At 64.8% G+C, this 24513-nt stretch carries 24 protein-coding genes; 8 read left to right on the top strand and 16 right to left on the bottom strand.

Going from position 1 to position 24513, the window contains the following annotated elements; translation table 11 throughout:
- The first annotated feature begins 160 nt into the window (after window positions 1–160).
- Window positions 161–1543: an oxygen-independent coproporphyrinogen III oxidase gene (hemN, locus tag QYS36_RS06525; protein WP_308838709.1), complete on the top strand. Its 1383-nt coding sequence runs from the start codon at window positions 161–163 to the stop codon at window positions 1541–1543.
- Window positions 1544–1583: 40 nt separating this feature from the next.
- Here the strand turns inward: hemN and QYS36_RS06520 are convergent, their stop codons facing one another.
- On the bottom strand, window positions 1584–2069 hold the full coding sequence (locus QYS36_RS06520; RefSeq protein WP_308838708.1) for a hypothetical protein: 486 nt from the start codon (window positions 2067–2069) through the stop codon (window positions 1584–1586).
- Between the two features lie 143 nt (window positions 2070–2212).
- Here QYS36_RS06520 and fnr point away from each other — a divergent pair, with 143 nt between their 5' ends.
- Window positions 2213–2947 (top strand): fumarate/nitrate reduction transcriptional regulator Fnr, encoded by a 735-nt coding sequence (gene fnr / locus QYS36_RS06515; RefSeq protein WP_070887096.1) that lies wholly within the window; start codon window positions 2213–2215, stop codon window positions 2945–2947.
- A 26-nt stretch (window positions 2948–2973) separates the two neighbouring features.
- Complete coding sequence (locus QYS36_RS06510) at window positions 2974–3522, top strand: adenine phosphoribosyltransferase (protein WP_308838707.1); 549 nt, start codon at window positions 2974–2976, stop codon at window positions 3520–3522.
- Window positions 3523–3586: 64 nt separating this feature from the next.
- On the opposite strand, the gene sppA is transcribed toward QYS36_RS06510, so the two are convergent.
- The 3 genes from sppA to rluC are packed head-to-tail and all read right to left on the bottom strand — an operon-like array spanning window position 3587 to window position 6192.
- Entirely contained in the window at window positions 3587–4561 is a 975-nt protein-coding gene (sppA, locus tag QYS36_RS06505) for a signal peptide peptidase SppA (protein WP_308838706.1), read from the bottom strand.
- Window positions 4551–5246, bottom strand: coding sequence for an HAD-IA family hydrolase (locus QYS36_RS06500; protein WP_308838705.1), 696 nt, complete (start codon window positions 5244–5246; stop codon window positions 4551–4553). The genes sppA and QYS36_RS06500 overlap by 11 nt, the downstream gene beginning before the upstream one ends.
- Window positions 5239–6192 carry a 23S rRNA pseudouridine(955/2504/2580) synthase RluC gene (gene rluC / locus QYS36_RS06495; protein WP_308838704.1) on the bottom strand — a complete coding sequence of 318 codons (954 nt, stop codon included), beginning with the start codon at window positions 6190–6192 and terminating at the stop codon, window positions 5239–5241. Before rluC ends, QYS36_RS06500 begins: the two co-directional genes overlap by 8 nt.
- A gap of 740 nt (window positions 6193–6932) precedes the next feature.
- Between rluC and rne the strand changes: the two genes are divergently transcribed.
- A complete protein-coding gene (gene rne, locus QYS36_RS06490) occupies window positions 6933–10172 on the top strand; it encodes a ribonuclease E (protein WP_308838703.1) in 3240 nt (1079 codons plus the stop codon).
- Window positions 10173–10403: 231 nt separating this feature from the next.
- Here rne and murB read toward each other — a convergent pair whose 3' ends face one another.
- The 11 genes from murB to QYS36_RS06435 form a co-directional block, all read right to left on the bottom strand.
- Complete coding sequence (gene murB, locus QYS36_RS06485) at window positions 10404–11423, bottom strand: UDP-N-acetylmuramate dehydrogenase (protein ID WP_308838702.1); 1020 nt, start codon at window positions 11421–11423, stop codon at window positions 10404–10406.
- Window positions 11420–11884, bottom strand: a complete 465-nt coding sequence (locus tag QYS36_RS06480) for a low molecular weight protein-tyrosine-phosphatase (RefSeq protein WP_308838701.1) — start codon at window positions 11882–11884, stop codon at window positions 11420–11422. The genes murB and QYS36_RS06480 overlap by 4 nt, the downstream gene beginning before the upstream one ends.
- Complete coding sequence (gene kdsB, locus QYS36_RS06475; RefSeq protein WP_308838700.1) at window positions 11884–12648, bottom strand: 3-deoxy-manno-octulosonate cytidylyltransferase; 765 nt, start codon at window positions 12646–12648, stop codon at window positions 11884–11886. The genes QYS36_RS06480 and kdsB overlap by 1 nt, the downstream gene beginning before the upstream one ends.
- Before the next feature lies 1 nt (window position 12649).
- A complete protein-coding gene (locus tag QYS36_RS06470) occupies window positions 12650–12835 on the bottom strand; it encodes a Trm112 family protein (RefSeq protein ID WP_073264637.1) in 186 nt (61 codons plus the stop codon).
- Between the two features lie 39 nt (window positions 12836–12874).
- Entirely contained in the window at window positions 12875–13882 is a 1008-nt protein-coding gene (gene lpxK / locus QYS36_RS06465; RefSeq protein ID WP_308838699.1) for a tetraacyldisaccharide 4'-kinase, read from the bottom strand.
- Window positions 13882–14310 (bottom strand): biopolymer transporter ExbD, encoded by a 429-nt coding sequence (locus QYS36_RS06460; RefSeq protein WP_308838698.1) that lies wholly within the window; start codon window positions 14308–14310, stop codon window positions 13882–13884. Before QYS36_RS06460 ends, lpxK begins: the two co-directional genes overlap by 1 nt.
- Window positions 14307–14963, bottom strand: coding sequence for a MotA/TolQ/ExbB proton channel family protein (locus QYS36_RS06455; protein ID WP_308838697.1), 657 nt, complete (start codon window positions 14961–14963; stop codon window positions 14307–14309). The genes QYS36_RS06460 and QYS36_RS06455 overlap by 4 nt, the downstream gene beginning before the upstream one ends.
- A 72-nt stretch (window positions 14964–15035) precedes the next feature.
- Entirely contained in the window at window positions 15036–17258 is a 2223-nt protein-coding gene (locus QYS36_RS06450) for a DNA internalization-related competence protein ComEC/Rec2 (protein ID WP_308838696.1), read from the bottom strand.
- Window positions 17259–17381: 123 nt separating this feature from the next.
- Window positions 17382–18626 (bottom strand): lipoprotein-releasing ABC transporter permease subunit, encoded by a 1245-nt coding sequence (locus QYS36_RS06445; protein WP_308838695.1) that lies wholly within the window; start codon window positions 18624–18626, stop codon window positions 17382–17384.
- Complete coding sequence (lolD, locus tag QYS36_RS06440; protein ID WP_308838694.1) at window positions 18626–19330, bottom strand: lipoprotein-releasing ABC transporter ATP-binding protein LolD; 705 nt, start codon at window positions 19328–19330, stop codon at window positions 18626–18628. Before lolD ends, QYS36_RS06445 begins: the two co-directional genes overlap by 1 nt.
- Window positions 19323–20573 carry a lipoprotein-releasing ABC transporter permease subunit gene (locus QYS36_RS06435; protein WP_308838693.1) on the bottom strand — a complete coding sequence of 417 codons (1251 nt, stop codon included), beginning with the start codon at window positions 20571–20573 and terminating at the stop codon, window positions 19323–19325. The genes lolD and QYS36_RS06435 overlap by 8 nt, the downstream gene beginning before the upstream one ends.
- A 95-nt stretch (window positions 20574–20668) precedes the next feature.
- Between QYS36_RS06435 and QYS36_RS06430 the strand changes: the two genes are divergently transcribed.
- The 4 genes from QYS36_RS06430 (at window position 20669) to QYS36_RS06415 (ending at window position 22898) form a co-directional block, all read left to right on the top strand.
- A complete protein-coding gene (locus QYS36_RS06430) occupies window positions 20669–21241 on the top strand; it encodes a PilZ domain-containing protein (protein ID WP_308838692.1) in 573 nt (190 codons plus the stop codon).
- Window positions 21238–21534: a phosphodiesterase gene (locus tag QYS36_RS06425; RefSeq protein ID WP_308838691.1), complete on the top strand. Its 297-nt coding sequence runs from the start codon at window positions 21238–21240 to the stop codon at window positions 21532–21534. The genes QYS36_RS06430 and QYS36_RS06425 overlap by 4 nt, the downstream gene beginning before the upstream one ends.
- Window positions 21535–21543: 9 nt before the next feature.
- The gene (locus QYS36_RS06420) at window positions 21544–22263 is read left to right on the top strand and encodes a glycerophosphodiester phosphodiesterase (protein ID WP_093501775.1); all 720 of its coding nucleotides are present in this window, start codon (window positions 21544–21546) and stop codon (window positions 22261–22263) included.
- Between the two features lie 116 nt (window positions 22264–22379).
- Complete coding sequence (locus tag QYS36_RS06415; RefSeq protein WP_308838690.1) at window positions 22380–22898, top strand: AAA family ATPase; 519 nt, start codon at window positions 22380–22382, stop codon at window positions 22896–22898.
- A gap of 146 nt (window positions 22899–23044) precedes the next feature.
- Here QYS36_RS06415 and sthA read toward each other — a convergent pair whose 3' ends face one another.
- Window positions 23045–24439 carry a Si-specific NAD(P)(+) transhydrogenase gene (gene sthA, locus QYS36_RS06410; RefSeq protein ID WP_308838689.1) on the bottom strand — a complete coding sequence of 465 codons (1395 nt, stop codon included), beginning with the start codon at window positions 24437–24439 and terminating at the stop codon, window positions 23045–23047.
- Window positions 24440–24513: the final 74 nt, after the last annotated feature.

Below are 24513 nucleotides of genomic sequence, written 5' to 3'. Positions count from 1 at the left end.
CCAGGGCAAGCGCCTCCCGGGTTGCGCTGCGCTCACCCAGGCTACCGAGCTGATAGACCCAACGGTCGCGCCACCGCTGCGACCCCATGACTCAGATCAAAAAGCCCCACCACTGCGTTGCCTAGACTGCCGAGCATTCACTGCTGAAGCGGAACTCGCCATGCTCGACGCCATCCAGTGGGATTCCGACCTGATCCGCCGCTACGATCAGGCCGGCCCGCGCTACACCTCTTATCCCACCGCCGTGCAGTTCCATGACGGCGTCGGCTCCTTCGACCTGCTGCACGCCCTGCGCGCCAGTCGCCGCGCGCTGCGCCCGCTGTCGCTGTACCTGCACCTGCCGTTCTGCGCCAACATCTGCTACTACTGCGCCTGCAACAAGGTGATCACCAAGGATCGCGGGCGCACTCAGCCGTATCTGCAGGCACTCGAACGGGAAATGGCGCTGATCGGCCAGCATGTCGACAAACGTCAGCGCATCGAGCAGCTGCACCTGGGCGGCGGCACCCCGACCTTTCTCAGCCATGACGAGCTGCGCCAGCTGATGAGCAAGCTGCGCGAGCATTTCAGCCTGCTCGATGGCGACAGCGGCGACTACAGCATCGAGATCGACCCCCGTGAGGCGGACTGGTCGACCATGGGCCTGCTGCGTGAGCTGGGCTTCAACCGCGTCAGCCTCGGTGTGCAGGATCTCGACCCCAAGGTGCAGCGCGCCATCAACCGCCTGCAGAGCCTGGAAGAAACCCGCGCGATCATCGAAGCGGCGCGTACCCTGCAATTTCGCTCGGTGAACATCGACCTGATCTACGGCCTGCCGCAGCAGACACCGGAAAATTTCGCCCACACCGTGCAGCAGGTCATCGCCCTGCAGCCCGATCGCCTGTCGCTGTTCAACTACGCCCACCTGCCGGAGCGCTTCATGCCGCAGCGGCGTATCGACAGCGGGCAACTGCCCAGTGCCGCGAACAAGCTGGCCATGCTGCAGGGCAGCATCGAGCAGCTGGCCAGCGCCGGCTATCGTTATATCGGCATGGACCATTTCGCCCTGCCCGACGACGAGCTGGCCAGCGCCCAGGAAGACGGCAGCCTGCAACGCAACTTCCAGGGCTATACCACCCACGGCCACTGCGACCTGATCGGCCTGGGCGTGTCGTCGATCAGCCAGGTCGGTGACCTGTACTGCCAGAACAGCTCGGATCTGGCCGCCTACCAGGGCAGCCTGAACAACGGACAGCTGGCCACCGGGCGTGGCCTGGGCTGCAACGACGATGACCGGATCCGCCGCGCGGTGATCCAGCAGCTGATCTGTCACTTCCAGCTGGACTTCGCCGACATCGAGCAGCGCTTCGCCATCAGCTTTCGCAGCTACTTCGCCGATACCTGGCCGGCACTGCAGCAGATGCACCGCGACGGACTGATCGAATTGGCAGAGGGCGGCATCGAGGTGCTGCCAGCGGGAAGACTGCTGGTGCGCTCGCTGTGCATGCTGTTCGACCGCTACCTGGGTGAGACCAACCAGCAGCGCTTTTCGCGGGTGATCTGAGCATCGTAGCCGGCAGGGCGGCGATGCCCTGCCCGCTGCCTCACTTGGCCAGCAGCGCGCACACGGTGGCGCCCTGCTCGCTGCTCAGTTTCTGGTCACGCATGACCTGCGCCAGCTGGGCGTTGGCAGTGCTGAGGGCACCGCCAATCGAACCGACTTCGGTCTGCAGGGCACGTACCCTGGCCTGTTGCGCGTCGTCGTCCATGTCGGCCTGGGCCATCAGCGCCTGCAGCTCGGCCATCTTCTCGGCCAGCTGGGCCTTGAGCTCGCGGATCATCTTGAGCAGTTGCTTTACCTCGTCGGGCAAATTGCTTTCGTCGATGTCGGCGTTGTTGTTTTCCGCTTCCCTGGAACGCGCCAGGCCAACCTCCGACAGGCTCACCTTGACGCCCGGTGCGGTGCCGGCGTCTTCGGCAGGTGCTGCAGCGGCCTGCTCTGCCGTCTCGGTGGATGCCGTTGCAGCTACGGGCGCCGCGCCGGCCGCCACATAGCTACGCTCTCTCGACACATTGGTTGCTACTTGCATCACACCGCTCCCTGCCTCTGACTGATCGATACAGGTCTATCGGCAGGCGCCTGCGACACTTGAGCACCCTGCGGCAGCTGGCCGCGCCCCCCTCTGGTGCGTTACCCTTACAACTTCTGAGTGATTACCTAGGGATAAGGGCGATGTCCGAAAGCATCAAGCTGCGCACAACTCATCAGGCACACTGCAAGGACTGCAGCCTCGCCAGCCTCTGCCTGCCCCTGTCGCTGGATCTCAAGGACATGGACGCACTCGATGACATCGTCAAACGCGGCCGCCCGCTGAAGAAAGGCGAGTTCCTGTTCCGCCAGGGCGACACCTTCAACTCGGTGTTCGCGGTGCGCTCCGGGGCCTTGAAGACCTTCAGCCTGAGCGATGCCGGCGAGGAGCAGATCACCGGTTTCCACCTGCCCAGCGAACTGGTCGGCCTGTCCGGCATGGACACCGAGCTGTACCCGGTGTCGGCCCAGGCGCTGGAAACCACCTCGGTCTGCGAGATTCCCTTCGAGCGCCTCGACGAGCTGTCGGTCAGCCTGCCGCAACTGCGTCGTCAGCTGATGCGCGTGATGAGCCGTGAGATTCGCGACGACCAGCAGATGATGCTGCTGCTTTCCAAGAAGACCGCCGACGAGCGCATCGCCACCTTTCTGGTCAACCTCTCCGCGCGCTTCAGCGCCCGTGGCTTCTCGGCCAACCAGTTCCGCCTGGCCATGTCGCGCAACGAAATCGGCAATCACCTGGGCCTGGCCGTGGAAACCGTGTCGCGGGTCTTCACCCGCTTCCAGCAGAGCAACCTGATCGAAGCCGAGGGCAAGGAAGTGCATATTCTCGACCCGATCGAGCTCTGCGCCCTGGCCGGTGGTAACCTTAACGGCTGATACTCCCGTTAAGGATTCACGCCTCCATGATCTTTGATGAATTCACCATCAAGACCCTCATCCGCCCGGTCAACGACTTTCCCAAGCCGGGCGTGGTTTTTCGTGACATCACGCCGCTGTTCCAGTCCCCGCGTGCCCTGCGCATGGTCATCGACAGCCTGATCCAGCGTTACGTCGAAGCGGACTTCAGCCATATCGGCGCCATGGATGCCCGCGGCTTCCTGATCGGGTCGATCCTCGCCTATGAGCTGAACAAACCGCTGGTGCTGTTTCGCAAGCAAGGCAAACTGCCGGCCGACGTGATCAGCCAGGGTTATCAGACCGAATACGGCGAAGCCTTTCTGGAAGCCCACGCCGACAGCCTGTGCGAAGGCGACAAGGTGCTGATCGTCGATGACCTGATCGCCACCGGCGGCACCCTGCTGGCAGCCGTGCAACTGGTCAAGCGCATGGGCGCGAGCATTCACGAGGCCGCGGCGATCATCGACCTGCCCGAGCTCGGCGGCTCCCGCCGACTGCAAGACATGGGTATTCCCACCTACAGCCTGACGGCCTTCGCCCTCGACGAGCGTTGATGCCCAGGTGATCGCCCAATAAGAAGCCCGGCCAAGAAGCCGGGCTTTTTTGTGGGTACAGCCGTTAGCGCAGGGTCGGGCCCTGGAAGCCCATCCACAATGCCAGGTGTTCGGCCACGCTGGCTCCCAGCCGCTTGGTGAAGCGATCCAGCGGGCTTTCCTGCACGGTGAAGTCGACCATTTCTTCCTGGCCGATCACCTCGCGGGCCACATAGCTGGTGCTGCCCAGTGCATCGATCAGGCCGAGGCTCAGGGCCTGCTCGCCGGACCAGATCAGGCCGGAGAACAGCTCGGGATGCTCGGCATCCTTGAGGCGATCGCCACGCCCCTTCTTGACGCTGTCGATGAACTGCTTGTGGGTGGTTTCCAGCACGGTTTTCCAGAACGCCGCCTCTTCCGGCTTCTGCGGCTGGAACGGATCGAGAAACGCCTTGTGTTCACCCGAGGTGTACACGCGTCGCTCGACGCCGAGTTTCTCCATGGTGTCCACGAAGCCGAAACTGGCCGCCGTGACACCGATGGAACCCACCAGGCTGGCCTTGTCGGCGTAGATCTGGTCGGCGGCACTGGCGATGTAGTAAGCACCCGAAGCGCCGAGGTCGGAAATCACCGCGTAGACCTTGATGTCCGGATGCTCACCACGCAGGCGGCGGATTTCGTCGTACACGTAACCCGACTGCACCGGGCTGCCGCCCGGGCTGTTGATGCGCAGGATCACGCCCTTGGTGTTGGAGTCCTTGAAGGCCGCGCGCAGGCTGCCAACGATGTTGTCGGCACTGGCGGCTTCCTTGTCGGCGATCATGCCACGCACCTCGATGACCGCGGTGTGCGGCGAGCTGCTGCCGCTCTGGGTGCTGATCAGCGGCGAGAACAGCGCCAGGGCGCCAAACAGGTAAATGAAGGTCAGCAGCTTGAAGAAGATGCCCCAGCGGCGCGACCGGCGCTGCTCGTGGACACTGGCCAGCAAGGTCTTTTCGAGGAGCTTCCAGCTCTTCGGGTCGCTCTCGGAGACCGACGACGTCTTTCTCTCACCCCACATGCTCACACTCCTCGGTTCGGGTCTCGGCTACCCTGCAGCTCAGCCAGGTACTCAATTGCATGAAATGCTCGATCGACAACTTCGGCTCGTACAGGCGCAATGCCTCCAGCGTCTGCGCACCATAGCCTACCGCCACCGAATCCATACCCGCGCGCTGTGCCATCAGCAGGTCGAACGACGAATCGCCGACCATCAGCGCCTGCTCGGCCGTTACCCCGCAGTGCTGCAGAATCTCGTGCAGCATCCGCGGATCGGGCTTGCTGGCCGTTTCATCGGCGCAGCGGGTGATATCGAAATAGTCCTGCCAGCCCAGCGTATCGAGAATCCGCTGCAGGCCACGTCGGCTCTTGCCGGTGGCAACCGCCAATTGGTAACCCTGCTCACGGAAGCCCGCCAGGCTCTGCTCGACACCGGCAAAGAACGCCGAAGGCGTCTGGTCCAGGGCCACGTAGCAGTCGCTGTAGCTGGCATGGAAGCGTTCGACGTGCGCCGCTTCGTCGAGTTCCGGATAAAGCGTGGTGATCGCCTGGGGCAGCGCCAGGCCGATGATGCCCTTGACCGCCTCGTCACTGCGCCGCGGCAGGCCGCACAGATCGGAGGCCTGGTGCATGGCAGTGACGATGCGGGCGATGGAGTCGACCAGGGTGCCATCCCAGTCGAAGATCAGCAGCCTGTAGTCACGCACTCAGGCGCTCCACGGTGCGCGCCCACACCTCGTCGACCGGCGCCTCGAGTTTCAGCACGCCACCCTCGGGCAACGGGATGTTCAGCTCGTAGGCATGCAAAAACAGGCGCTTGCCGCCCAGTTCGCGAATCTCGCGGCTGAAGTCGTCATCCCCGTATTTGCTGTCACCGGCGATGCAGTGCCCGCCGTATTGGGCATGCACGCGAATCTGGTGGGTGCGGCCGGTGACCGGCTTGGCCTCGACCAGGGTGGCGAACTCGCCGAAACGGCGCAGCACGCGGAACAGGGTCAGCGCTTCCTTGCCTTCGGGGTTGACCTCGACCATGCGTTCGCCGGAACGCAGGTTGCTCTTGAGCAACGGCGCATTGATCTGCTTCTTGGCGGTCGCCCAGTGGCCACGCACCAGCGCCATGTAGCGCTTGTCGACCCCGTCGCCGCGCAATTGCTCGTGCAGGTGACGCAGCATGCTGCGCTTCTTGGCGATCATCAACAGGCCCGAGGTATCGCGGTCCAGGCGGTGCACCAGTTCCAGATCCTTGGCGTCCGGGCGCAGCTGGCGAAACGCCTCGATCACCCCGTAATTCAGGCCACTGCCGCCATGCACGGCGATACCGGCCGGCTTGTTGAGCACGATCAGCGCCTTGTCTTCGTAAACGATGGCCGCTTCCAGGCGTTGCAACAGGCCCTGGGCCAGCGGCTCGGGCTCGTCGCGCTCGGCCAGGCGCAGCGGCGGAACCCGCACGATATCACCGGCCTGCAGCTTGTACTCGGGCTTGATGCGACCCTTGTTGACCCGCACCTCACCCTTGCGCAGGATGCGGTAGATCAGGGTCTTGGGAACGCCCTTGAGTTGATTGCGAAGGAAGTTGTCGATGCGCTGACCAGCAAGCTCAGGCGCGACCTCGAGCAGCTGGACGCCGGAGGTTGGGGGAGTAGGTGTCGTCATGCCGGCGATCATACAATTTTTATGCATTTGAAGCACTTAATCATTGCTGCTATAGTCGCGAATGCCGCCAAAAGCGGCCTGATTCGCGGATGTTGCCAAACCGCCATCGCGAATCGAGCAACCCATTCAGGACGTAAGGCCGTCCGACGGGCATCTCAGCGAGCAATAGGCCGGCATGGCTGCTCGAGAAACCCGGAAATAAGGCCTGAGACACAGATGCGTGACCTGCCCAATTGGACGGTCGCGGTAATGCCAACCCGCTGCGGATTTTCGTGAGCGGCACCCGATTTTCAGCGATACGTGTAGGGTGGAGATGCACAACGGTCGGCCTGCGTAGCAAAAAGCTTTATCAGAGACGCTTCATATCGTCCGCTACCGACCCTTGATTCCTCCTCCTGACTGAGAACCTGTTTACGGTCTCGCAAGTTAGCGCCATGCAAGACGCTACGTTAGTCACAGCCTCCATTTCGAGGCAGGCAAAGACGCGAAGTTTACGGATGTAAACGAGCACTCCAAGCCGGTTTAACGCAGCAGGCCATGCTTAGCCGATCGCCAGCGAGTTCTGAGTGCTTTCTGTCACATACAGCAAGCAGGAGACGTCCGTCGCGGCCCAGCACAACTGGCTGCTGCCGCTAGACAATGAAGCGATTTACGCCCGCTTCTGACGCACCTGACACCGACCCTGAGCGTCGTGTGTGCCTAACGCGGCTTCCGGCAGCACCGGAAACCACTGGTACCACATGAAAAGAATGCTGATTAACGCAACTCAACCCGAAGAGTTGCGTGTTGCGCTGGTAGATGGCCAGCGCCTGTACGACCTGGACATCGAGTCCGGGGCCCGTGTACAGAAGAAATCCAACATCTACAAAGGTCGCATTACCCGCGTAGAACCCAGCCTCGAAGCGGCATTCGTCGACTTCGGCTCCGAGCGTCACGGCTTCCTCCCCCTCAAAGAAATCTCCCGCGAATACTTCAGCAAGGCCCCCGAAGGCCGCGTCAACATCAAGGACGTGCTCAAGGAAGGCCAGGAAGTCATCGTTCAGGTCGAGAAAGAAGAGCGTGGCAACAAGGGCGCAGCCCTGACCACCTTCATCAGCCTCGCCGGTCGTTACCTGGTACTGATGCCCAACAACCCGCGTGCCGGTGGCATCAGCCGCCGCATCGAAGGTGAAGAGCGCAACGAACTGCGTGAAGCGCTGAACGGCCTCGACATCCCCAACGACATGGGCCTGATCGTGCGCACCGCCGGCCTGGGCCGCAGCAGCGAAGAAATGCAGTGGGACCTCGACTACCTGCTGCAACTGTGGAGCGCCATCAAGGAAGCTTCCCAGGACCGCCCTGCCCCGTTCCTGATCTACCAGGAAAGCAACGTCATCATCCGCGCCATCCGCGACTACCTGCGCCAGGACATCGGCGAAGTACTGGTCGACAGCGTCGAAGCCCAGGAAGAAGCCCTGACCTTCATCCGCCAGGTAATGCCGCAGTACGCCAGCAAGATCAAGCTGTACGAAGACAGCGTGCCGCTGTTCAACCGCTTCCAGATCGAAAGCCAGATCGAAACCGCCTTCCAGCGTGAAGTGAAACTGCCGTCCGGCGGTTCGATCTACATCGACCCGACCGAAGCCCTGGTGTCCATCGACATCAACTCGGCGCGCGCTACCAAAGGCAGCGACATCGAAGAAACCGCGCTGCAGACCAACCTGGAAGCCGCCGAAGAAATCGCCCGCCAGCTGCGCCTGCGTGACATCGGCGGCCTGATCGTCATCGACTTCATCGACATGACGCCGGCCAAGAACCAGCGCGCCGTCGAAGAGAAAGTACGTGAAGCCCTGGAAGCTGACCGCGCCCGCGTGCAGGTCGGCCGCATCTCGCGCTTCGGCCTGCTAGAAATGTCCCGTCAGCGCCTGCGCCCGTCCCTGGGCGAAAGCAGCGGCATCGTCTGCCCGCGCTGCAACGGTCAAGGCATCATCCGTGACGTCGAGTCGCTGTCCCTGGCGATTCTGCGCCTGATCGAAGAAGAAGCCCTGAAAGACCGTACCGCGGAAGTACGTGCCCAGGTGCCAATCCCGGTCGCCGCCTTCCTGCTCAACGAGAAGCGCAACTCGATCACCAAGATCGAACTGCGCACCCGTGCGCGCATCGTCATCCTGCCGAACGATCACCTGGAAACCCCGCACTTCGAAGTGCAGCGCATCCGTGACGACAGCCCGGAAGCCCAGAGCACCCAGACCAGCTACGAAATGGCCACGGTCGAAGTCGAGGAAGAAAAACCGGCAGCCGCTACCCGCACCCTGGTTCGCCAGGAAGCCGCCATCAAGGCCGCACCGCCGCGCAGTGCGCCAGCTCCGGTCACTGAAGTCGCTCCAGCCGCCCCGGTTGCAGCCGCTGCAGCACCCACCGGCGGCCTGTTCAAAGGCCTGGTGAAATCCCTGGTGGGCCTGTTCGCCAGCGCCGAAGAGCCGCAGAAGCCGACCGTGGTCGAGAAGAAGCCGGGCGAGCGTCAGCCGCGCGGCGACGAGCGCCGTAACGGTCGCCAGCAGAACCGCAACCGTGGCAACCGCCGCGACGATGACCGCAAGCCACGCGAAGAACGCGCGCCGCGCGAGGATCGTGCCGCCCGTGAAGAGCGCGCACCTCGTGAAGAACGCGCCCCACGTGAAGAGCGTCAACCACGCGCGCCGCGTGAAGAGCGCCAGCCACGTGAGAACGTGGAGGTTCGCGAGCCTCAGGAAGTGCGCCAGTCCCGCCCGCCCCGTGAAGGCCAGGAAAACCGTCGCGAGCGTCGCCCGCGTGAAGAGCGTCAGCCGCGTGAACTGCGTGCCCCGCTGGACGCCGAAGCGCAGAACGAAAATGCTGCTGTCGTCGGCGAAGAAACCCGTGCCGAGCGCCCGCAACGCGAACCGCGTCAGCCACGCCAGCCCCGTGAAGAGCGTCAGCCACGTGCCGAGCAGGCGCAGGCCGACAGCGCTGAAGAAGAAGTGCTGAACAACGAAGAGCAGCAGGACGACGATCAGGACGGTAACGAAGGTGGTGATCGCCCACGTCGCCGCTCCCGTGGCCAGCGTCGCCGCAGCAATCGTCGTGAACGTCAGCGTGATGCCGACGGCAACCCGATCGAAGGCAGTGACGACAACAACGAAGAGCCGGTAGCGGCTGCAAGCATCGCCGCTGCCGCCACCGTTGCTGCCGTCATCGCGGAAACCGAGCAGCCTGCCGAGCAGCAGCCAGCAGCCGAAGCCAGCGCACCTGTCGCTGCCGAAGCCGCCGAACCTGTCGCTGCCCAGCAGGCAGCGGTCGCTGTCGAAGCCGAGCAAGCGGTACAAGCACCGGCCGACGCAGCTCCGGTAGAAGCAGCTCCCGCCGTTGCCGAGGCCCCGGCCGAAGCAGTTGCCGAGCGTGCCGATGCAGTGATCGAAGCGCTGCCGGAAATCGAACGCCCTCGCGCTTCCGCGCCGGCATTCGAAGCCGCACCGCAGGAAGCGCCCGTGGTTGCTGAAGCGGTCAGCGAAGCAGTGGCTGTCGAAGCACCTGTTGCTGAAACGCCGGCTACTGAAGCGCCTGCCGCTGAAACGCCTGCTGCCGAAACAGAGAGCATCGAAGCACCGGTCGCCGAGACCACCTTCACGGCTCCCCAAGCTGCTCCGGCAGTGCAAGAAGCAGCGGCAGAAGCTCCGGTAGCTGAAGAGCCAGTTGCCGCCGCCGCACCGGTGGCAAGCAACGGCCGTGCGCCGAACGACCCGCGTGAAGTCCGTCGCCGCAAGCGTGAAGAAGAGCGCCTGGCGCGCGAAGCTGAAGAGGCCGCCAAGGCTGCTCCGGCTGCAGCGGTCGTGGAAACTGCTCCGGCAGTTGAGAACGAAGCCGTTGCCGACACTCAGCCGGCCAGCGCGCCAGCCGAGCAAGCCGAGCAAGCCGAGGTTATCGTTACTCCGGTCGACGAAAGCGCTCAGCGTGATCAGGATGCGCCCAAGCCGCAAGCCTGATAGGTAACACGCAAAAGACCAAGGGATGCTTCGGCATCCCTTTTTTATTGCCTGCGATTCGAGACTTGGTCTGTCGGCTGGACCGACCTGGGTATCGCTGCGCTCAACCCAGGCTACGAGAAGCCGCACTCAGCGCACGGACAGGCGCGATGTAGCCCGCGGTTGAGCGCAGCGATACCCGGGGACAAGGGAGATGCGAGCCCCGCCATGGGACGGGGCTACGCAGAGGAGTCAGAGCACGTTCGGCTCTATTTCCAGGCTTACGCCAAAGCGTTCGGCGATATCCGCCTGAATGCGCTGCGCCAGGCCGAGCAGCTGCTGCCCCGTCGCGTTGCCATGGTTGACCAGCACCAGGGCCTGTAGCCGGTGCACGCCGGCGTCGCCGTCACGGTAGCCCTTCCAGCCAGCCTTTTCGATCAGCCAGCCGGCTGCCAGCTTTACCTGGCCGTCTGCCTGGGGATAGGCCACCAGGTCGGAGTATTCGGCCTGCAGGCGCTGCGCCAGCTCGGCCGGCACCAGCGGATTCTTGAAGAAACTGCCGGCATTGCCGAGCACGGCAGGGTCCGGCAGCTTCTCGCTGCGGATGGCGCAGATGGCCCGACTGACATCACTGGCGTTCGGCGACTCGATGCCCTGCTCCGCCAGGCGTTGACGCACCGGGCCGTAATCGAGATGCAGCGCTGCATTGCGGCTCAGGACGAAGCGTACGCGCAGGATGATCCAGCGCCCGATTTCACGCTTGAAGCGGCTGTCGCGATAGGCGAAGGCGCACGCCTGCAGATCGAACTCGCGGATCTCGCCGCTGCGCCGATCCAGCGCCGTCAGGCCGAGGAAACAATCCTTCAGTTCGACGCCGTAGGCGCCGATGTTCTGCACCGGCGAAGCGCCGACCGTACCGGGGATCAAGCTGAGGTTTTCCAGCCCGGCAAAGCCTTGCTGCAAGGTCCACTGCACGAACGGGTGCCAGGGCTCGCCGGCCTCCGCCTCGATCTCCACGCGCTGGCCGTCGTCGGCCAACAGGCGAATACCGCGGCTGGCCATGCGCAGCACAAAGGCGTCGACATCGGCGGTCAGCAGCAGGTTGCTACCACCGCCCAGCACCAGCAATGGCACCTGTCGCTGGCGAGCAGCGTCGAGCGCCTGGCGCACCTGCTGATCGTCATCCGCCTCGGCAAAGTAGCGCGCCGCCACGTCCACGCCGAAGGTGTTGTGGGCCTTGAGCGATACAGCAGCGCGAACCTGCAGGCTCATAACCGCCCCTTGAGTTCGGCCAGCAAGGCATCGCTGGCCTGCTCGAGCAGGTCCAGCACCTGCTCGAAGCCTTCGCTGCCGCCGTAATACGGATCCGGCACCTCGTCTTCGGCCAGGCCGAAACGGCGCAGATACAGATCCAGCTCGCCCTTGGCCTGGACCGGGCGCAATCGCTGCAGATCGCCAAGGTTGGCGATATCCATGGCCAGAACCAGGTCGAACCGCGCGAAATCATCGACCGAAACCTGGCGACCGCGCAGGCTGGACAGGTCATAACCACGCCGCTTGGCAGCTTCCTGAGTCCGCGAGTCCGGCGCCTTGCCGACGTGCCAGTCGCCGGTGCCGGCGGAGTCGACTTCGATACGCTCGGCCAACCCGGCCTGCTGCAGCCGCTGGCGAAAAATCGCCTCGGCAGTGGGTGAGCGGCAGATGTTACCCAGGCAAACGAACAGAACGCGCATCAGGCGCCCAGCAACCGGCGCACACGCTCGAGGTCTTCCCGGGTGTCGACACCCGCGGGCGGCGCTTCCAGCGCATCGGCGACATGGATGCGCACACCGTGCCAGAGCGCGCGCAGCTGCTCCAGGCACTCGGTGTTTTCCAGCCAGCACGGGCCCCAGGCGACGAAGTCCTGCAGGAAGCCGGCGCGGTAGGCGTAGATACCGATATGCCGGCGATAGGGAACGCCTGCCGGCAAACTGTCGCGATCGGCAGCGAAAGCATCACGCGCCCAGGGCAGCGGCGCGCGGCTGAAGGTCAGCGCCAGGCCATTCAGATCGCTGGCGACCTTGACCACATTGGGATTGAACAGCGCAGCGACATCGTCGATGGGCTCGGCCAGGGTGGCGATGCCCGCCTGGGGGTTGCCGGCCAGGTTGGCAGCCACCTGGTCGATGATCGCTGGCGGCACCAGCGGCTCGTCGCCCTGCACGTTGACCACGATGGCATCGGCAGCCAGGCCCAGGGCAGCAGCCACTTCAGCCAGGCGGTCGGTGCCGGAGTTGTGGTCGACGCGGGTCAGCAGCACCTTGGCACCGAAAGCCTGGCAGGCCTCGACGATGCGCGCATCGTCGGTGGCGATCACCACCTGGCTTGCGCTGCTTTTGCAGGCCTGCTCCCAGACGTGCTGGACCATCGGTTTGCCAGCGATGTCCTGCAGCGGTTTGCCCGGCAGGCGTGTGGACGCATAACGCGCCGGAATCACCACGGTAAAGGCGTTGCTCATGTCACTTGTCCAGGCGTTCGTCGTCGGTGAGGGTGCGGGCTTCGCTTTCCAGCATCACCGGAATGCCATCACGAACCGGATAGGCCACACCGGCGCCTTTGCTGATCAGTTCGGTCTTGTCCTGGCTGAGTTTGAGCGGGCCCTTGGTGATCGGGCAGGCCAGGATATCGAGCAGTTTCGGGTCCATGGGAAATCCTTGAAGACAAGAGGTAAACGCGTGACGCGGTTACTGCCGCTCGCCCAGCAGACGCACCAGGCAAGCATCGAACCAGGCCCGGAACGCCGCAGAGGGCTGAGCATCGACGGCCAGATACCACCAGTCATCAGGCGCGAAGGGCCGGCATTTCACCGCGTCCTTCTCGGTCATCACCAACGGCAGCGCCGGCGAGAAATTCAGCAGCTCGGCGCTGTAGGCGGCGTGATCGGCGAAGGCATGCGCGACAGGCCGCCAGTGTAGCGCCTCGAGGGTCGCGAAGAAACGCTGTGGGTTGCCGATACCGGCGACCGCATGCACGGCCTGCCCGGGCGGGAAATGATCGAGTGGACGGCGCTCGCCGCTGCGCAGGTTGATCAGCGCGCTGGGCACCAGGCTGAAGGCATAGCCACCGGGTGGATCCTCGGGTGCACCGTTATAAAGGCAGGCATCCACGCTCTGCAGGCGCTCGGCCGGCTCGCGCAACGGCCCGGCCGGCAGGCAGCGGGCATTGCCCAGGCCGCGTGCGGCATCGATCAGCACCAGCTCCACATCACGAGCCAGGCGGTAGTGCTGCAGGCCATCATCACTGAGCAGCAGATCCAGCGGCTCCTCGGCCAGCAAGGCGCGAGCGGCACGACCGCGGTCCGGGTCGATCATCAGCGGCACACCGCTGCGCTGCACGATCAGCAACGGCTCGTCCCCCGCCTGCTCGGCACTGTGCTCGGCACGAACCCGCCAGGGCAGGCTCGGCGGCTTGGCGCCATAACCGCGGCTGATCACGCCGACACGCAGGCCACGGGCCTGGCACTGTTCGACCAGCCAGAGAATCAGCGGGGTCTTGCCGGTGCCCCCCACGGTGATGTTGCCCACCACGATCAGCGGCACCGGCGCGCGATAAATCTCGCCGTCGCCCGCCAGGAAGCGCGCGCGCTTGCCTGCTACCACGCTACGGTACAGCGCCTCCAGCGGGCGTAGCAGCGCCAGTGCCGGGTGCCCCTGGTACCAGGCCCGCAGCAGGCGGTCGGAGAGGCTCGCCATCAGGGCGCGGCCTGGGTCTCGACCGTGGTGATGCGCAGGTGGGCGAAGCCCAGCTTGCCGGCGGCGTCCATGGCCGTGACCACCGACTGGTGGCTGGTCTTGGCATCGGCGCTGATGGTCAGCGGCAGGCTGTTGTCACCACCAGACTCCTTCTGCAGCGCGGCCATCAGGGTGTCCAGATCACTCTTGACCAGCGCCTGGCCATTGAGCGAGAACGCACCATCCGGGGAGATCACCACTTCCAGCAGCTTGAGCTCGCTCTGCTCGGGCGGCGTACCGCTGGCCGCCTCGGGGAGATCGACCTGCATGCGGGTTTCCCGGGTAAAGGTAGTGGTCACCACGAAAAACAGCAGCAGGATGAACACCACGTCGATCAGCGAGGCGAGATTGATCTCGACCTGCTCGCGCTGTCTACGTCTGAACTTCACGCCTTCTTGCTCCCCTTGGCCGGCTTGGGCTCGTCGGCCAGGTCGACGTCACGCTCGCCCTGGACCATTTCCACCAGCTTGATCGCTTCCTGTTCCATGCCCACCACCAACTCGTCGACGCGGCGCTGCAGGAAACGGTGGAAGAACAGCGCCGGAATGGCCACGGCCAGGCCCGATGCGGTGGTGATCAGGGCCTTGGAGATGCCGCCGGCGAGCAACGCCGGGTTGGCGGTGCTGCCGCCCACGAAGGAGCCGAAGATGTCGATCATGGCGATCACCGTACCCAGCAGGCCCAGCAACGGCGTGATGCCGGCGATGGTGCCCAGGGCATTGAGGTAGCGCTCCATCTCGTGGACCACACGGGCGGCGGCCTCCTCGATGCACTCCTTCATGATCTCGCGGCCGTGCTTGGAGTTGGCCAGGCCGGCGGCGAGGATTTCACCCAGCGGCGAGTCGGCGCGCAGCTCCTTGAGCTTCTGGTTGTTGAGTTGCTTGTCCTTGATCCAGCGCCACACCTGGCCCAGTAACTGGGGTGGCGTGACACGGCTGACGCGCAGCGTCCACAAGCGCTCGGCAACGATGCCCAGGGCGGCGATTGAACACAGAATGATCGGCAGCATCACCCAGCCGCCAGCTTTAACCAGTTCCCACACGGTGGCAAATCCCCTTCGCAAAAGTGGCGCCACTCTAGCATAGGGGCGTGGTGTCGCCGACGGTTGCGGTTCTCATTTTTCCCGCCAGAAACGCGGTATTTCTCGCAGTGCGAAGGGCTCGCCGAAAGCACCGAGGTCGATGCGCAGTGCGCCGGTTTCGACGCTGTCGTAGGCCCGGGCATTGACGGCCTCATAACGGGAGACCACGGTCGGATGCGGATGCCCGTAGGCGTTGTGCTTGCCACGCGAATACAGCACCGCTCGAGGCTGCACCGCCTTGAGCAGCGCCCAGGACGACGAACTGCGGCTGCCGTGATGGGGCGCCAACAGCCAGTGCGCCTGCAGGTCGCGGCCGCTGTCGATCAGCGCGCGCTCGGCGGGGGTGTCGATATCGCCGGTCAGCAGCATGCGCTCACCGGCGGCCTCAATCATCAACACGCAGGACGACTGATTGCTGTCACTGGCCGCGGCCCAGCGCCAGGTGCTGAACTGCACGCCATCCCAGTTCCAGCGCTGCTCGCCACACGGCTCGGCACCGAGCACCGCCGGCAGCGCGGCAACGTCGCCGCTGACGACACGGCTGATCGGCAGGCCGCGGGCCACCGCTTCGGCGCCGCCGGAATGGTCGTTGTCGGCGTGGCTGATCAGCAGCATGTCCAGTGCTCGCACATCCAGCGCGCGCAGCGAGGGCAGCACCACACGCTCGCCGATATCGAAATCACCAAAGCGGGCGCCGGCGTCGTAGAGCAGTGCGTGGCGCCGGGTGAGCACCAGCATCGACAGGCCCTGGCCGACATCTAGCATCCACACCTCGGCGTGCTGCTCGGCCGGCCGCTGCACCGGGGTGAACAGCGCCGGCAGCAGCAGAATCACGCCCAGCCCGCGAAGCGGCACACCGCTGGGCAGCAGGATGAACAGCACCCCCAGTGCCAGCAGTAACCAGCTCCATAGCGGCAAGGCGCCGGGCAGCCAGGCCGGCAGCCCCTCGGCAATCGCCGCCAGCAGGCGGAACAGTCCGTCCAGGGCCAGGCCTGACCACCACAGCAATGCCTCGCCCAGCCAGGGCACGGGCAGCAGCAGCGTCCCCAGCAAGGTCGACGGCAGCACCGCGAAGCCGACCCAGGGCACGGCGATCAGGTTGGCCAGCGGGCTGCTGAGGCTGATCGGCAGGCCCAGGGCCAGCATCATCGGCAGCAAGCCCAGGGCCATGGCCCACTGGGCACGGACAAGGGTGCGCCACCCGCTCCAGCGGCCAAGACGCGCCGCGAAGATCAGCACCAGCAGCGCCACGGCGCCGAACGACAACCAGAAGCCGGGCTGCAGCACCGCCAGCGGCTCGAGCACCAGCACGGCCGTCATGGCCATCAGCAATGGCAGGCTGACGCCCAGGTGGCGAAACCGCCAGCGCCACAACAGCACCAGGCCGATCATCGTACAGGCGCGCTGCACCGGCACTTCGAAGCCCGCCAGCAGGCTGTAGCCGAGCGCGGAGGCAAAGCCCAACAGGCAGGCCACCGGCAACCAGGGCACGGCGCGCGGCCACCAGCCCAGGCGCGCCAGCCAGAACACCAGACCGTAGAACATGCCGGCCACCAAGGTCACATGCGTGCCGGAAATGACCATCAGGTGCACCGTGCCGGTGTGTTGCAGCACACGCCAATCGTCGACCGAGAGCCCCGAACCATCGCCGAGCACCAGCGCCGCCAGCCCACCGGCACGGCCGTGAGGATCCTCGCTCAACAGGCGCTGACGCAGCCGGTCGCGCCATGCCGTGCTGCCGCCGGCCTCCTGCAGGCGCTGGCCGGACTTGATGGTGCCGACGCCGCCGATACGTTGCGCCAGCAGCCAGGCCTCGTAATCGAAGGACTGCGGGTTGACCAAGCCATGGGGCCGCTTGAGGTTTACCGCCAGGCGCCACACCTCACCGGCGCGCATCGGCGGCCCGTCGTACCACGCCAGACGCAACAAGCGCGGCAACTCGGCCCGGCGCGACTGCGCTGCGGCCAAGTGGAAGCGCACCACGCCTTCACGCACATCCGGCAGGTCCACCACCCTGCCCTGCAGCCACAGCGTGCGGCCGTCCAGGGCCGGATCGAGGCGATCGTCCAGCGCCCATTGGGCCGACAGGCACGCCCAGCTGAACCCGAGCAGGAACAGGCCGATCAGGTAACTGCGAAACGGCAGGAGGATCAGCCCCAGCAGCGCGCACGCCAGCAGCAGCGAGGTAGCTGGCAGTTGCGGCACAAAGCGCAGCAGCACAAGGCCGGCGGCCAGTGCCAGTAACGCGCTGCGCAAGTCGCCTGTTCGCGTCCCGTCCATGGGCGTCCCGCTTGTGGAATCAAAGGGGCAGAAAGCACAAGGCCGCTATTTTCATAGCGGCCTTTCGAGCCTAGCAGGCTGATGACGACGCGGCGGCCGTCATTCGTAACGCAATGCCTCGGCCGGCTGGGTACGCGACGCGCGCCAGGACGGATACAGCGTGGCGAGGAAGCTCAGGGTCAGCGCGGCGCTGCAGATCAGCACCACGTCGGCGACCTGCAGCTCCGACGGCAAGGTGCTGATGAAGTACACGTCGGAGCTGAACACGTGCTGGCCACTGACCCGCTCCAGCCAGCCCACCAGCTCGCTGACGTTGAGCGCGGCCAGCACGCCGAGCACGCCGCCGATCAGGGTGCCGATCACGCCGATCACCGTGCCCTGCACCATGAAGATGCCCATGATCTGCCGCGGCGTGGCGCCCAGGGTGCGCAGGATGGCGATATCGGCGCCCTTGTCGGCGACCACCATGATCAGCGTGGCGATGATGTTGAAGGCGGCCACCGCGACGATCAGCAGCAGCAGCAGACCAATCATGGTCTTTTCCATTTTCATGGCGCTGAACAGGCTGCCCTGGGTCTGCGTCCAGTCGCTGGCGTGGTAGCCCTCGCCCAGCTGCGCAGCAATCGCAGCGGCAACCTGGGGCGACTGGTACAGGTTCTTGAGCTTGAGGCGAATGCTCTGCACCGAACCCGGGTCGAGGCGCTGGATCTGCGCCGCGTCGGCGACGTTGATCAATGCCAGGGAGCTGTCCAGATCGGCGCCGACCTTGAAGATGCCGACCACGTTGAGGCGCTGCATGCGCGGCGTGATACCGCCAGGTACCGAACTGACCTCCGGCACGATCAGGGCCAGACGATCACCGATCTGCAGCTGGAAGCGCCGCGCGGTGATTTCACCGATGATCACTCCGTACTCGCCCTCGCGCAGATCGCTCAGACGACCCTGCACCATATGATCGCCAATGATCGAAACCTTGGGTTCGAGCGCCGGGTCGATGCCGTGCAGCTGGATCGGCTGCATCACGCCGCGGTAGGAGAGCATGCCCTCCAGCTCAGCGAACGGCACGGCCGCCTCGACCTGCGGATTCTGCAGCGCGACCTTGGCCGGCGCCTGCCAGTCGGCCAGGGCTGGCGCGCCGGCGATGGTCGCGTGGGGCACCATGCCGAGGATGCGTGAGCTCATTTCGCGGTGAAAGCCGTTCATCACCGAGAGCACCACGATCATCGCCAGCACCCCCAGGGACAGGCCGATCATCGAGGTCAGGGAAATGAACGAGATGAAGTGATTGCGGCGCTTGGCGCGGGTGTAACGCAGGCCGATGAAGACACTCAGCGGGCGAAACATCAGGCGCGCACCAGCTTGCCGTCTTCCAGGCTCAGCACCCGGTCCATCTGCCGTGCCAGCTGCAGGTCATGGGTGACGATCAGGAAGGCAGTCTGCGACTGGCTGCTGAGCTCACGCATCAACTCCTGGATGCCTTGGGCAGTGTGGTTGTCGAGGTTGCCGGTAGGCTCGTCGAGCAGCACCAGGCCAGGGCGGTTGACCAGGGCCCGGGCAATCGCCACGCGCTGACGCTCACCACCGGACAACTCTGCCGGCTTGTGGCTCAGGCGATGGCCAAGGCCGACGCGTTCGAGCAGCTCGGTGGCGCGCTGGCGCGCCTCACTGATCGGCGTCTTGCCGATCAGCAGCGGCATGCAGACGTTTTCCAGGGCGGTGAATTCAGCCAGCAGGTGGTGAAACTGGTAGACGAAGCCCAGCGCGCGGTTGCGCAGCAGGCCGCGCTGCTTTTCGTTGAGCGCCGACAGCTGCTCACCGGCCAGCCACACGCTGCCGCTGCTCGGCGTATCCAGGCCGCCAAGCATGTTCAGCAGCGTGCTTTTGCCGGAACCGGAACTGCCGACGATGGCCACGCGCTCGCCGGGAAACAGCTCCAGCTGCAGGTCGTCGAGCACCACGACCGATTGCGGGCCTTCTTCGTAGCGCTTGCTCAGGTTGCGGCAGCTGAGCACGGCATTCGCCTGCGCCTGCACGACCGGATCACTCATAACGTAATGCCTCCGCGGGCTGGGTGCGCGCCGCGCGCCAGGCCGGATAAAGAGTAGCGAGGAAACTCAACACCAATGCCGCACCACAGACCTGCACCACGTCGGCGAGCATCAGCTGCGACGGCAGGTAGTCGATGAAATACACATCGGCATTGAGAAACTTGAAACCGAGCAGGCGCTCGACGCCAGCGATGATGGCGCTGATGTTCAGCGCCGCGAGAATGCCCAGCACCGCGCCGATGAGGGTGCCGATCACGCCGATCACCGTGCCCTGCACCATGAAGGTGGCCATGATCTGCATGGGCGTGGCACCGAGGGTACGCAGGATGGCGATATCGCCCTTCTTGTCGGTGACCACCATCACCAGGGTGGAAATGATGTTGAAGGCCGCTACCGCGACGATCAGCAGCAGGAGCAGACCGATCATGGCCTTCTCCATGCGGATCGCCTGGTACAGGTTGCCATGGGTGCGCGTCCAGTCGCGGGCCAGGTAATCATCCTGGCCAAAGCTCTGGGCCAGCTGCCAGGCAGTGCGCGGCGCCTGGAACAGGTCGGCGAACTTGAGGCGGATGCCCTGCACCTGATCTGGCTTGTGACGCTGCAGGCGGGCCAGATCCTGGACATGGGTCATGGCCATGAAACCGTCGATTTCACCGGCGCCGACATGAAAGATGCCGACCACGGTAAAACGCTTCAGGCGCGGAAATACGCCGCCCGGGGTGACGGTGACTTCCGGCGCCACGAAGGTGATCTTGTCGCCCAGGCCGACACCGAGCTTGTCGGCTGCCTTGTCGCCGATGACGATGCCGAAGCTGCCGGGCTGCAGATCCTCGAGACGGCCCTGGCGGAAGAAGTCGCCGATGATCGACACCTTGGGCTCCTCGACCGGATCCACGGCGTTGATCAGCACCTTCTGCACCTTGCCGTCGTTGGTCAGCAGGCCCTGCATCTGGCTGAACGGCGCCACGGCGAGCACCTGCGGGTTCTTCAGCGCGCGGTCGGCCAGGCGCTGCCAGTCGGTGATCGGCGTGGCGCTCTCGATGGTCGCGTGGGGCACCATGCCCAGCACCCGGGTGCGCATTTCATGGTCGAAGCCGTTCATCACCGACAGCACCAGGATCATCACCAGCACGCCGAGTGCCAGCCCGATCATCGAGGTCAGGGAAATGAACGAAACGAAGTGGTTGCGACGCTTGGCCCGCGTGTAGCGCGTACCGAGAAAAACGGACAGGGGTCTGAACATGTGGGGCGCTTGTTCGAGGGAAAGAGAAACGTCCTTGTGGCGGGGCCTGGCGAGCGGCCTTACACTCTGACCACCACTGCTGCCATGGGTTCGCCATGTCGACTCAAGACGAAAATGATCGCCGCGAATACTACCGTATCGAGGACACGATCGCACTGGATTTCACCCCATTGGCCGGCGCCGAAGCCCTGGCCGGTGACGAGCTTCACGACGCCTCGCCGCTGTTCAACCTGCTCAGCGAACTGCATCTGCTGGATTTCGAATCCCAGCACCTGCTGCGCAACATCAGCGAGCGCGACCGCACCCTGGCGGGCTACCTCAAGGTGGTCAACAAACGCATCGACCTGCTCGGCCAGGCCATGGCCCAGAGCCTGTTGCGCGATATCGGCCCGCCCAAGCGGGTCACCCTGTCCGAGGGCGGCATCAGTTTTCTTCACCCACAACCGGTAACGGTCGACAGCCACCTGGCCATGAAGATGGTGCTGATGCCCCAGGCGCTCGGCCTGTTGCTGCGCGCCAAGGTGCTGCACTGCAACGAGCGTGAGGGGCAGTTCGAGATCGGTGCCGAGTTCGAAGCGCTGACTGACGCACAGCGCCAGCTGCTGGCCCGGCATATCCTGCAGCGTCAGGCGCAGGAGCGCCGCCAGGCCCGCGAGGAACTCACGTGAACCCGTCCCGACTGCTGCTTTCGCTGATCTTCTTGCTGCCCCTGGCAGCCCAGGCCGACACCCTGACGATTCCCATCGGCCAGCAAGGCGCCGACCTCACCGACCTGCCACAAAAGGGCCAGTCGAAGCGTGCGGTACTGGAGCGCTTCGGCCTCGCCGATGAAGAACACCCCGCGGTCGGCAAGCCGCCGATCACCCGCTGGGACTACCGCGAATTCAGCGTCTACTTCGAATACGACCATGTGATCAACAGCGTGCGCCACCTGCAACCGCGCACCACCGCCACCGAGTAAGGAGCAACCGTGACCCTGATCTACGGCCATCGCGGCGCCAAGGGCGAAGCCCCGGAAAATACCCTGGTCAGCTTTCAGCAGTGCCTGGAGCACGGCGTGCGCCGCTGCGAACTGGACCTGCACCTGTCGCGCGACGGCGAGCTGATGGTCATCCATGACCCAACGCTCAAGCGCACCACCGGCCAGCGCGGCAAGGTGGTCGAGCACGATGCCGCCGAACTGGTGCACTACGATGCCCGCCGCGGCGGCCCGGGCTGGCGCCACCCCTGCCCGATTCCACGGCTGAGCGAATTGTTCGAGCAGTGCGATTTCGAACATTGGCAACTGGAGGTCAAGAGCGCCTCCAAGGTGCGCGCCGCTCGCACCGTGGAGGCCATCGCCCTGCTCAGCCGGCGCTTTGGCCTGGACGACAAGATCACCATCACCTCCAGCTCCCGCGAAGTGCTGAGCGCCGCCCAGCGCCTGACTCCCCACCTGGGCCGCGGCCTGGTCGCCGAATACGCCTGGCTGGACCCGATCAAGGTGGCGCGCAACTACGGCTGCGACCTGCTGGCCCTGAACTGGACGCTGTGCACCCCGGAACGCCTGCTCAAGGCGCAGAAAGCCGGCCTGCACGTGTCGGTGTGGACGGTCAACGAACCCGCCCTGATGCGCCGCCTCGCCGACTTCGGTGCCGACAGCATCATCACCGACTTTCCCGGTATCGCCGTCAGCACATTGCGCGGCTAAGCGCAGTAGCGCGGTGACTTATGCAACATGTGGGAGCGCGCCATGCGCGCGAAATCACGGGCATGGCCCGTTCCCACATAAGCCTGAGTGCTGCTCAAGAATCAGAAGGATCGAACATGCTGATCGTCTTCAGTGGCCTGCCCGGCACCGGCAAGACCACCCTCGCCAAAGCCCTGCCTGCTGATCTAAAGGCCGTGTACCTGCGCATCGACAGCATCGAGCAGGCATTGCGCAACAGTGGCGCGCTCAGGCAGGACGTCGACGCCAGCGGCTACCAGGTGGCCAACCCCATTGCCCTGGACAACCTCAAGGCGGGCCGCCATGTGATCGCCGATTGCGTCAACCCGGTCGCGCAAAGCCGCCAGGCCTGGGCTGACACCGCAGCAAAGGCCGGATGCGCCCTGTTGAACGTGCAGATCATCTGCTCGGACAGCGCTCAGCATCGCCAGCGCGTGGAGTCGAGAGTCAGCGACGTGCCCGGGCTGCGGGTACCCGGCTGGCAATCGGTCATGGCCCATGAGTACCAGCCCTGGGCGCATGCGCCATTGACCCTCGATACCGCCCGGCTATCGGTGCAGGCGGCACTGGCGCTGCTTGGCGAGCACGTGGCGGCCTCTCTGCAAGCCCGCAGCTGAAACCGACCTGGCACCGCCCATAAAAAAACCGATCCACAAGGGATCGGTCTTCTGGCCTGCTCAGACGCTCTCGCGGTTTGGCCAGCGCCAGTCGCGGGAGTCGGCGAACGGATCCCCGACCGGCTCAGGCCGCCGGCCGGAGCCGCTCAAAAAAGCCGGTTGAGCCCGTCGAACGCTGCCACCCGGTAAGCCTCGGCCATGGTCGGGTAGTTGAAGGTGGTGTTGACGAAGTACTTGAGGGTATTCGCCTCGCCCTTCTGGTTCATGATCGCCTGGCCGATGTGCACGATCTCCGAGGCCTGGTAACCGAAGCAGTGCACGCCGAGCACTTCCAGGGTCTCGCGGTGGAAGAGGATCTTCAGCATGCCCACCGGCTCGTGGGAGATCTGCGCCCGCGCCATGCTCTTGAAGAACGCCTTGCCGACTTCGTAGGGGATCTTGGCCTTGGTCAGCTCGTGCTCGTTCTTGCCGATCGAACTGATTTCGGGAATGGTGTAGATGCCGGTGGGGATGTCGTCGACGATCCGCCAACTGCCGTTGTCGACGATGCTGCCCGCCGCCGAACGACCCTGGTCGGCCGCCGCACTGGCCAGGCTCGGCCAGCCGATGACGTCGCCGGCAGCATAGATGTTGGGGACTTCGGTGCGGTAATGCTCGTCGACCTGCACCTGGCCACGGCTGTTGACGTTGATGCCGATGTTTTCCAGGCCCAGCTTGTCGGTGTTGCCGGTACGGCCGTTACACCACAGCAGGGCATCGGCCTTGATCTTCTTGCCGGACTTCAGGTGCAGGATCACGCCGTTGTCCAGGCCCTCGATGCGCTCGTACTCTTCGTTGTGGCGAATCAGCACGTTGTTGTTGCGCAGGTGATAGCTCAGGGCGTCGGAGATTTCCGAATCGAGGAAGCTCAGCAACTGGTCACGGTTGTCGATCAGGTCGACCAGCACGCCCAGGCCGCTGAAGATCGAGGCGTATTCGCTGCCGATCACCCCGGCGCCATAGATGATCAGGCGGCGTGGGGTGTGGCTCAAGGTCAGGATGGTGTCGCTGTCATAGACGCGCGGGTGGTTGAAGTCGACATCCGCCGGGCGATACGGGCGCGAGCCGGTGGCGATGATCACCTGCTTGGCCGACAGGGTTTCCACCACGCCGTTGGGGCAGACCACTTCGATGGTCTGCTCGTCGGCGAAGCTGCCGGTACCGAAGAACACGTCGATACGGTTGCGCGCGTAGTAGCCGGTGCGCGAGGTGACCTGCTTGGCGATCACCCGCTCGGCGCTTTTCAGCACGTCAGGGAAGGAGAACCAGCGCGGCTCACCGATCTGGCGGAACATGGGGTTGGTGTTGAACTGCATGATCTGCCGCACCGAGTGGCGCAGCGCCTTGGACGGGATGGTGCCCAGGTGGGTGCAGTTGCCGCCCACTTCGCGACGGTCGTCGACCACCGCCACCTTGCGGCCGGCCTTGGCCGCGTTCATCGCCGCCCCTTCACCCGCCGGGCCGGAACCCAATACCACGACATCGTAGTTGTAGACCGCCATGTTTACTCCTCAGATCACGCCGTAACGCTTATCGCGCGTTATCGGCAGAACCAGGCCGAACAGGCGGCCTGGCA

The sequence above is a fragment of the Pseudomonas sp. G34 genome (genome assembly GCF_031119625.1).
In the GTDB taxonomy this organism is placed as follows: Bacteria; Pseudomonadota; Gammaproteobacteria; order Pseudomonadales; family Pseudomonadaceae; genus Aquipseudomonas.
This window is presented reverse-complemented; position numbering and strand designations above follow the sequence as displayed.

Coding starts and splice junctions, on each gene's coding strand:
- hemN (WP_308838709.1), top strand. CDS start 161: ATGCTCGACGCCATCCAGTGGGATTCCGACCTGATCCGCCGCTACGAT.
- QYS36_RS06520 (WP_308838708.1), bottom strand. CDS start 2,069: ATGCAAGTAGCAACCAATGTGTCGAGAGAGCGTAGCTATGTGGCGGCC.
- fnr (WP_070887096.1), top strand. CDS start 2,213: ATGTCCGAAAGCATCAAGCTGCGCACAACTCATCAGGCACACTGCAAG.
- QYS36_RS06510 (WP_308838707.1), top strand. CDS start 2,974: ATGATCTTTGATGAATTCACCATCAAGACCCTCATCCGCCCGGTCAAC.
- sppA (WP_308838706.1), bottom strand. CDS start 4,561: ATGTGGGGTGAGAGAAAGACGTCGTCGGTCTCCGAGAGCGACCCGAAG.
- rluC (WP_308838704.1), bottom strand. CDS start 6,192: ATGACGACACCTACTCCCCCAACCTCCGGCGTCCAGCTGCTCGAGGTC.
- rne (WP_308838703.1), top strand. CDS start 6,933: ATGAAAAGAATGCTGATTAACGCAACTCAACCCGAAGAGTTGCGTGTT.
- murB (WP_308838702.1), bottom strand. CDS start 11,423: ATGAGCCTGCAGGTTCGCGCTGCTGTATCGCTCAAGGCCCACAACACC.
- QYS36_RS06480 (WP_308838701.1), bottom strand. CDS start 11,884: ATGCGCGTTCTGTTCGTTTGCCTGGGTAACATCTGCCGCTCACCCACT.
- kdsB (WP_308838700.1), bottom strand. CDS start 12,648: ATGAGCAACGCCTTTACCGTGGTGATTCCGGCGCGTTATGCGTCCACA.
- QYS36_RS06470 (WP_073264637.1), bottom strand. CDS start 12,835: ATGGACCCGAAACTGCTCGATATCCTGGCCTGCCCGATCACCAAGGGC.
- lpxK (WP_308838699.1), bottom strand. CDS start 13,882: ATGGCGAGCCTCTCCGACCGCCTGCTGCGGGCCTGGTACCAGGGGCAC.
- QYS36_RS06445 (WP_308838695.1), bottom strand. CDS start 18,626: ATGTTTCGCCCGCTGAGTGTCTTCATCGGCCTGCGTTACACCCGCGCC.
- lolD (WP_308838694.1), bottom strand. CDS start 19,330: ATGAGTGATCCGGTCGTGCAGGCGCAGGCGAATGCCGTGCTCAGCTGC.
- QYS36_RS06435 (WP_308838693.1), bottom strand. CDS start 20,573: ATGTTCAGACCCCTGTCCGTTTTTCTCGGTACGCGCTACACGCGGGCC.
- QYS36_RS06430 (WP_308838692.1), top strand. CDS start 20,669: ATGTCGACTCAAGACGAAAATGATCGCCGCGAATACTACCGTATCGAG.
- QYS36_RS06415 (WP_308838690.1), top strand. CDS start 22,380: ATGCTGATCGTCTTCAGTGGCCTGCCCGGCACCGGCAAGACCACCCTC.
- sthA (WP_308838689.1), bottom strand. CDS start 24,439: ATGGCGGTCTACAACTACGATGTCGTGGTATTGGGTTCCGGCCCGGCG.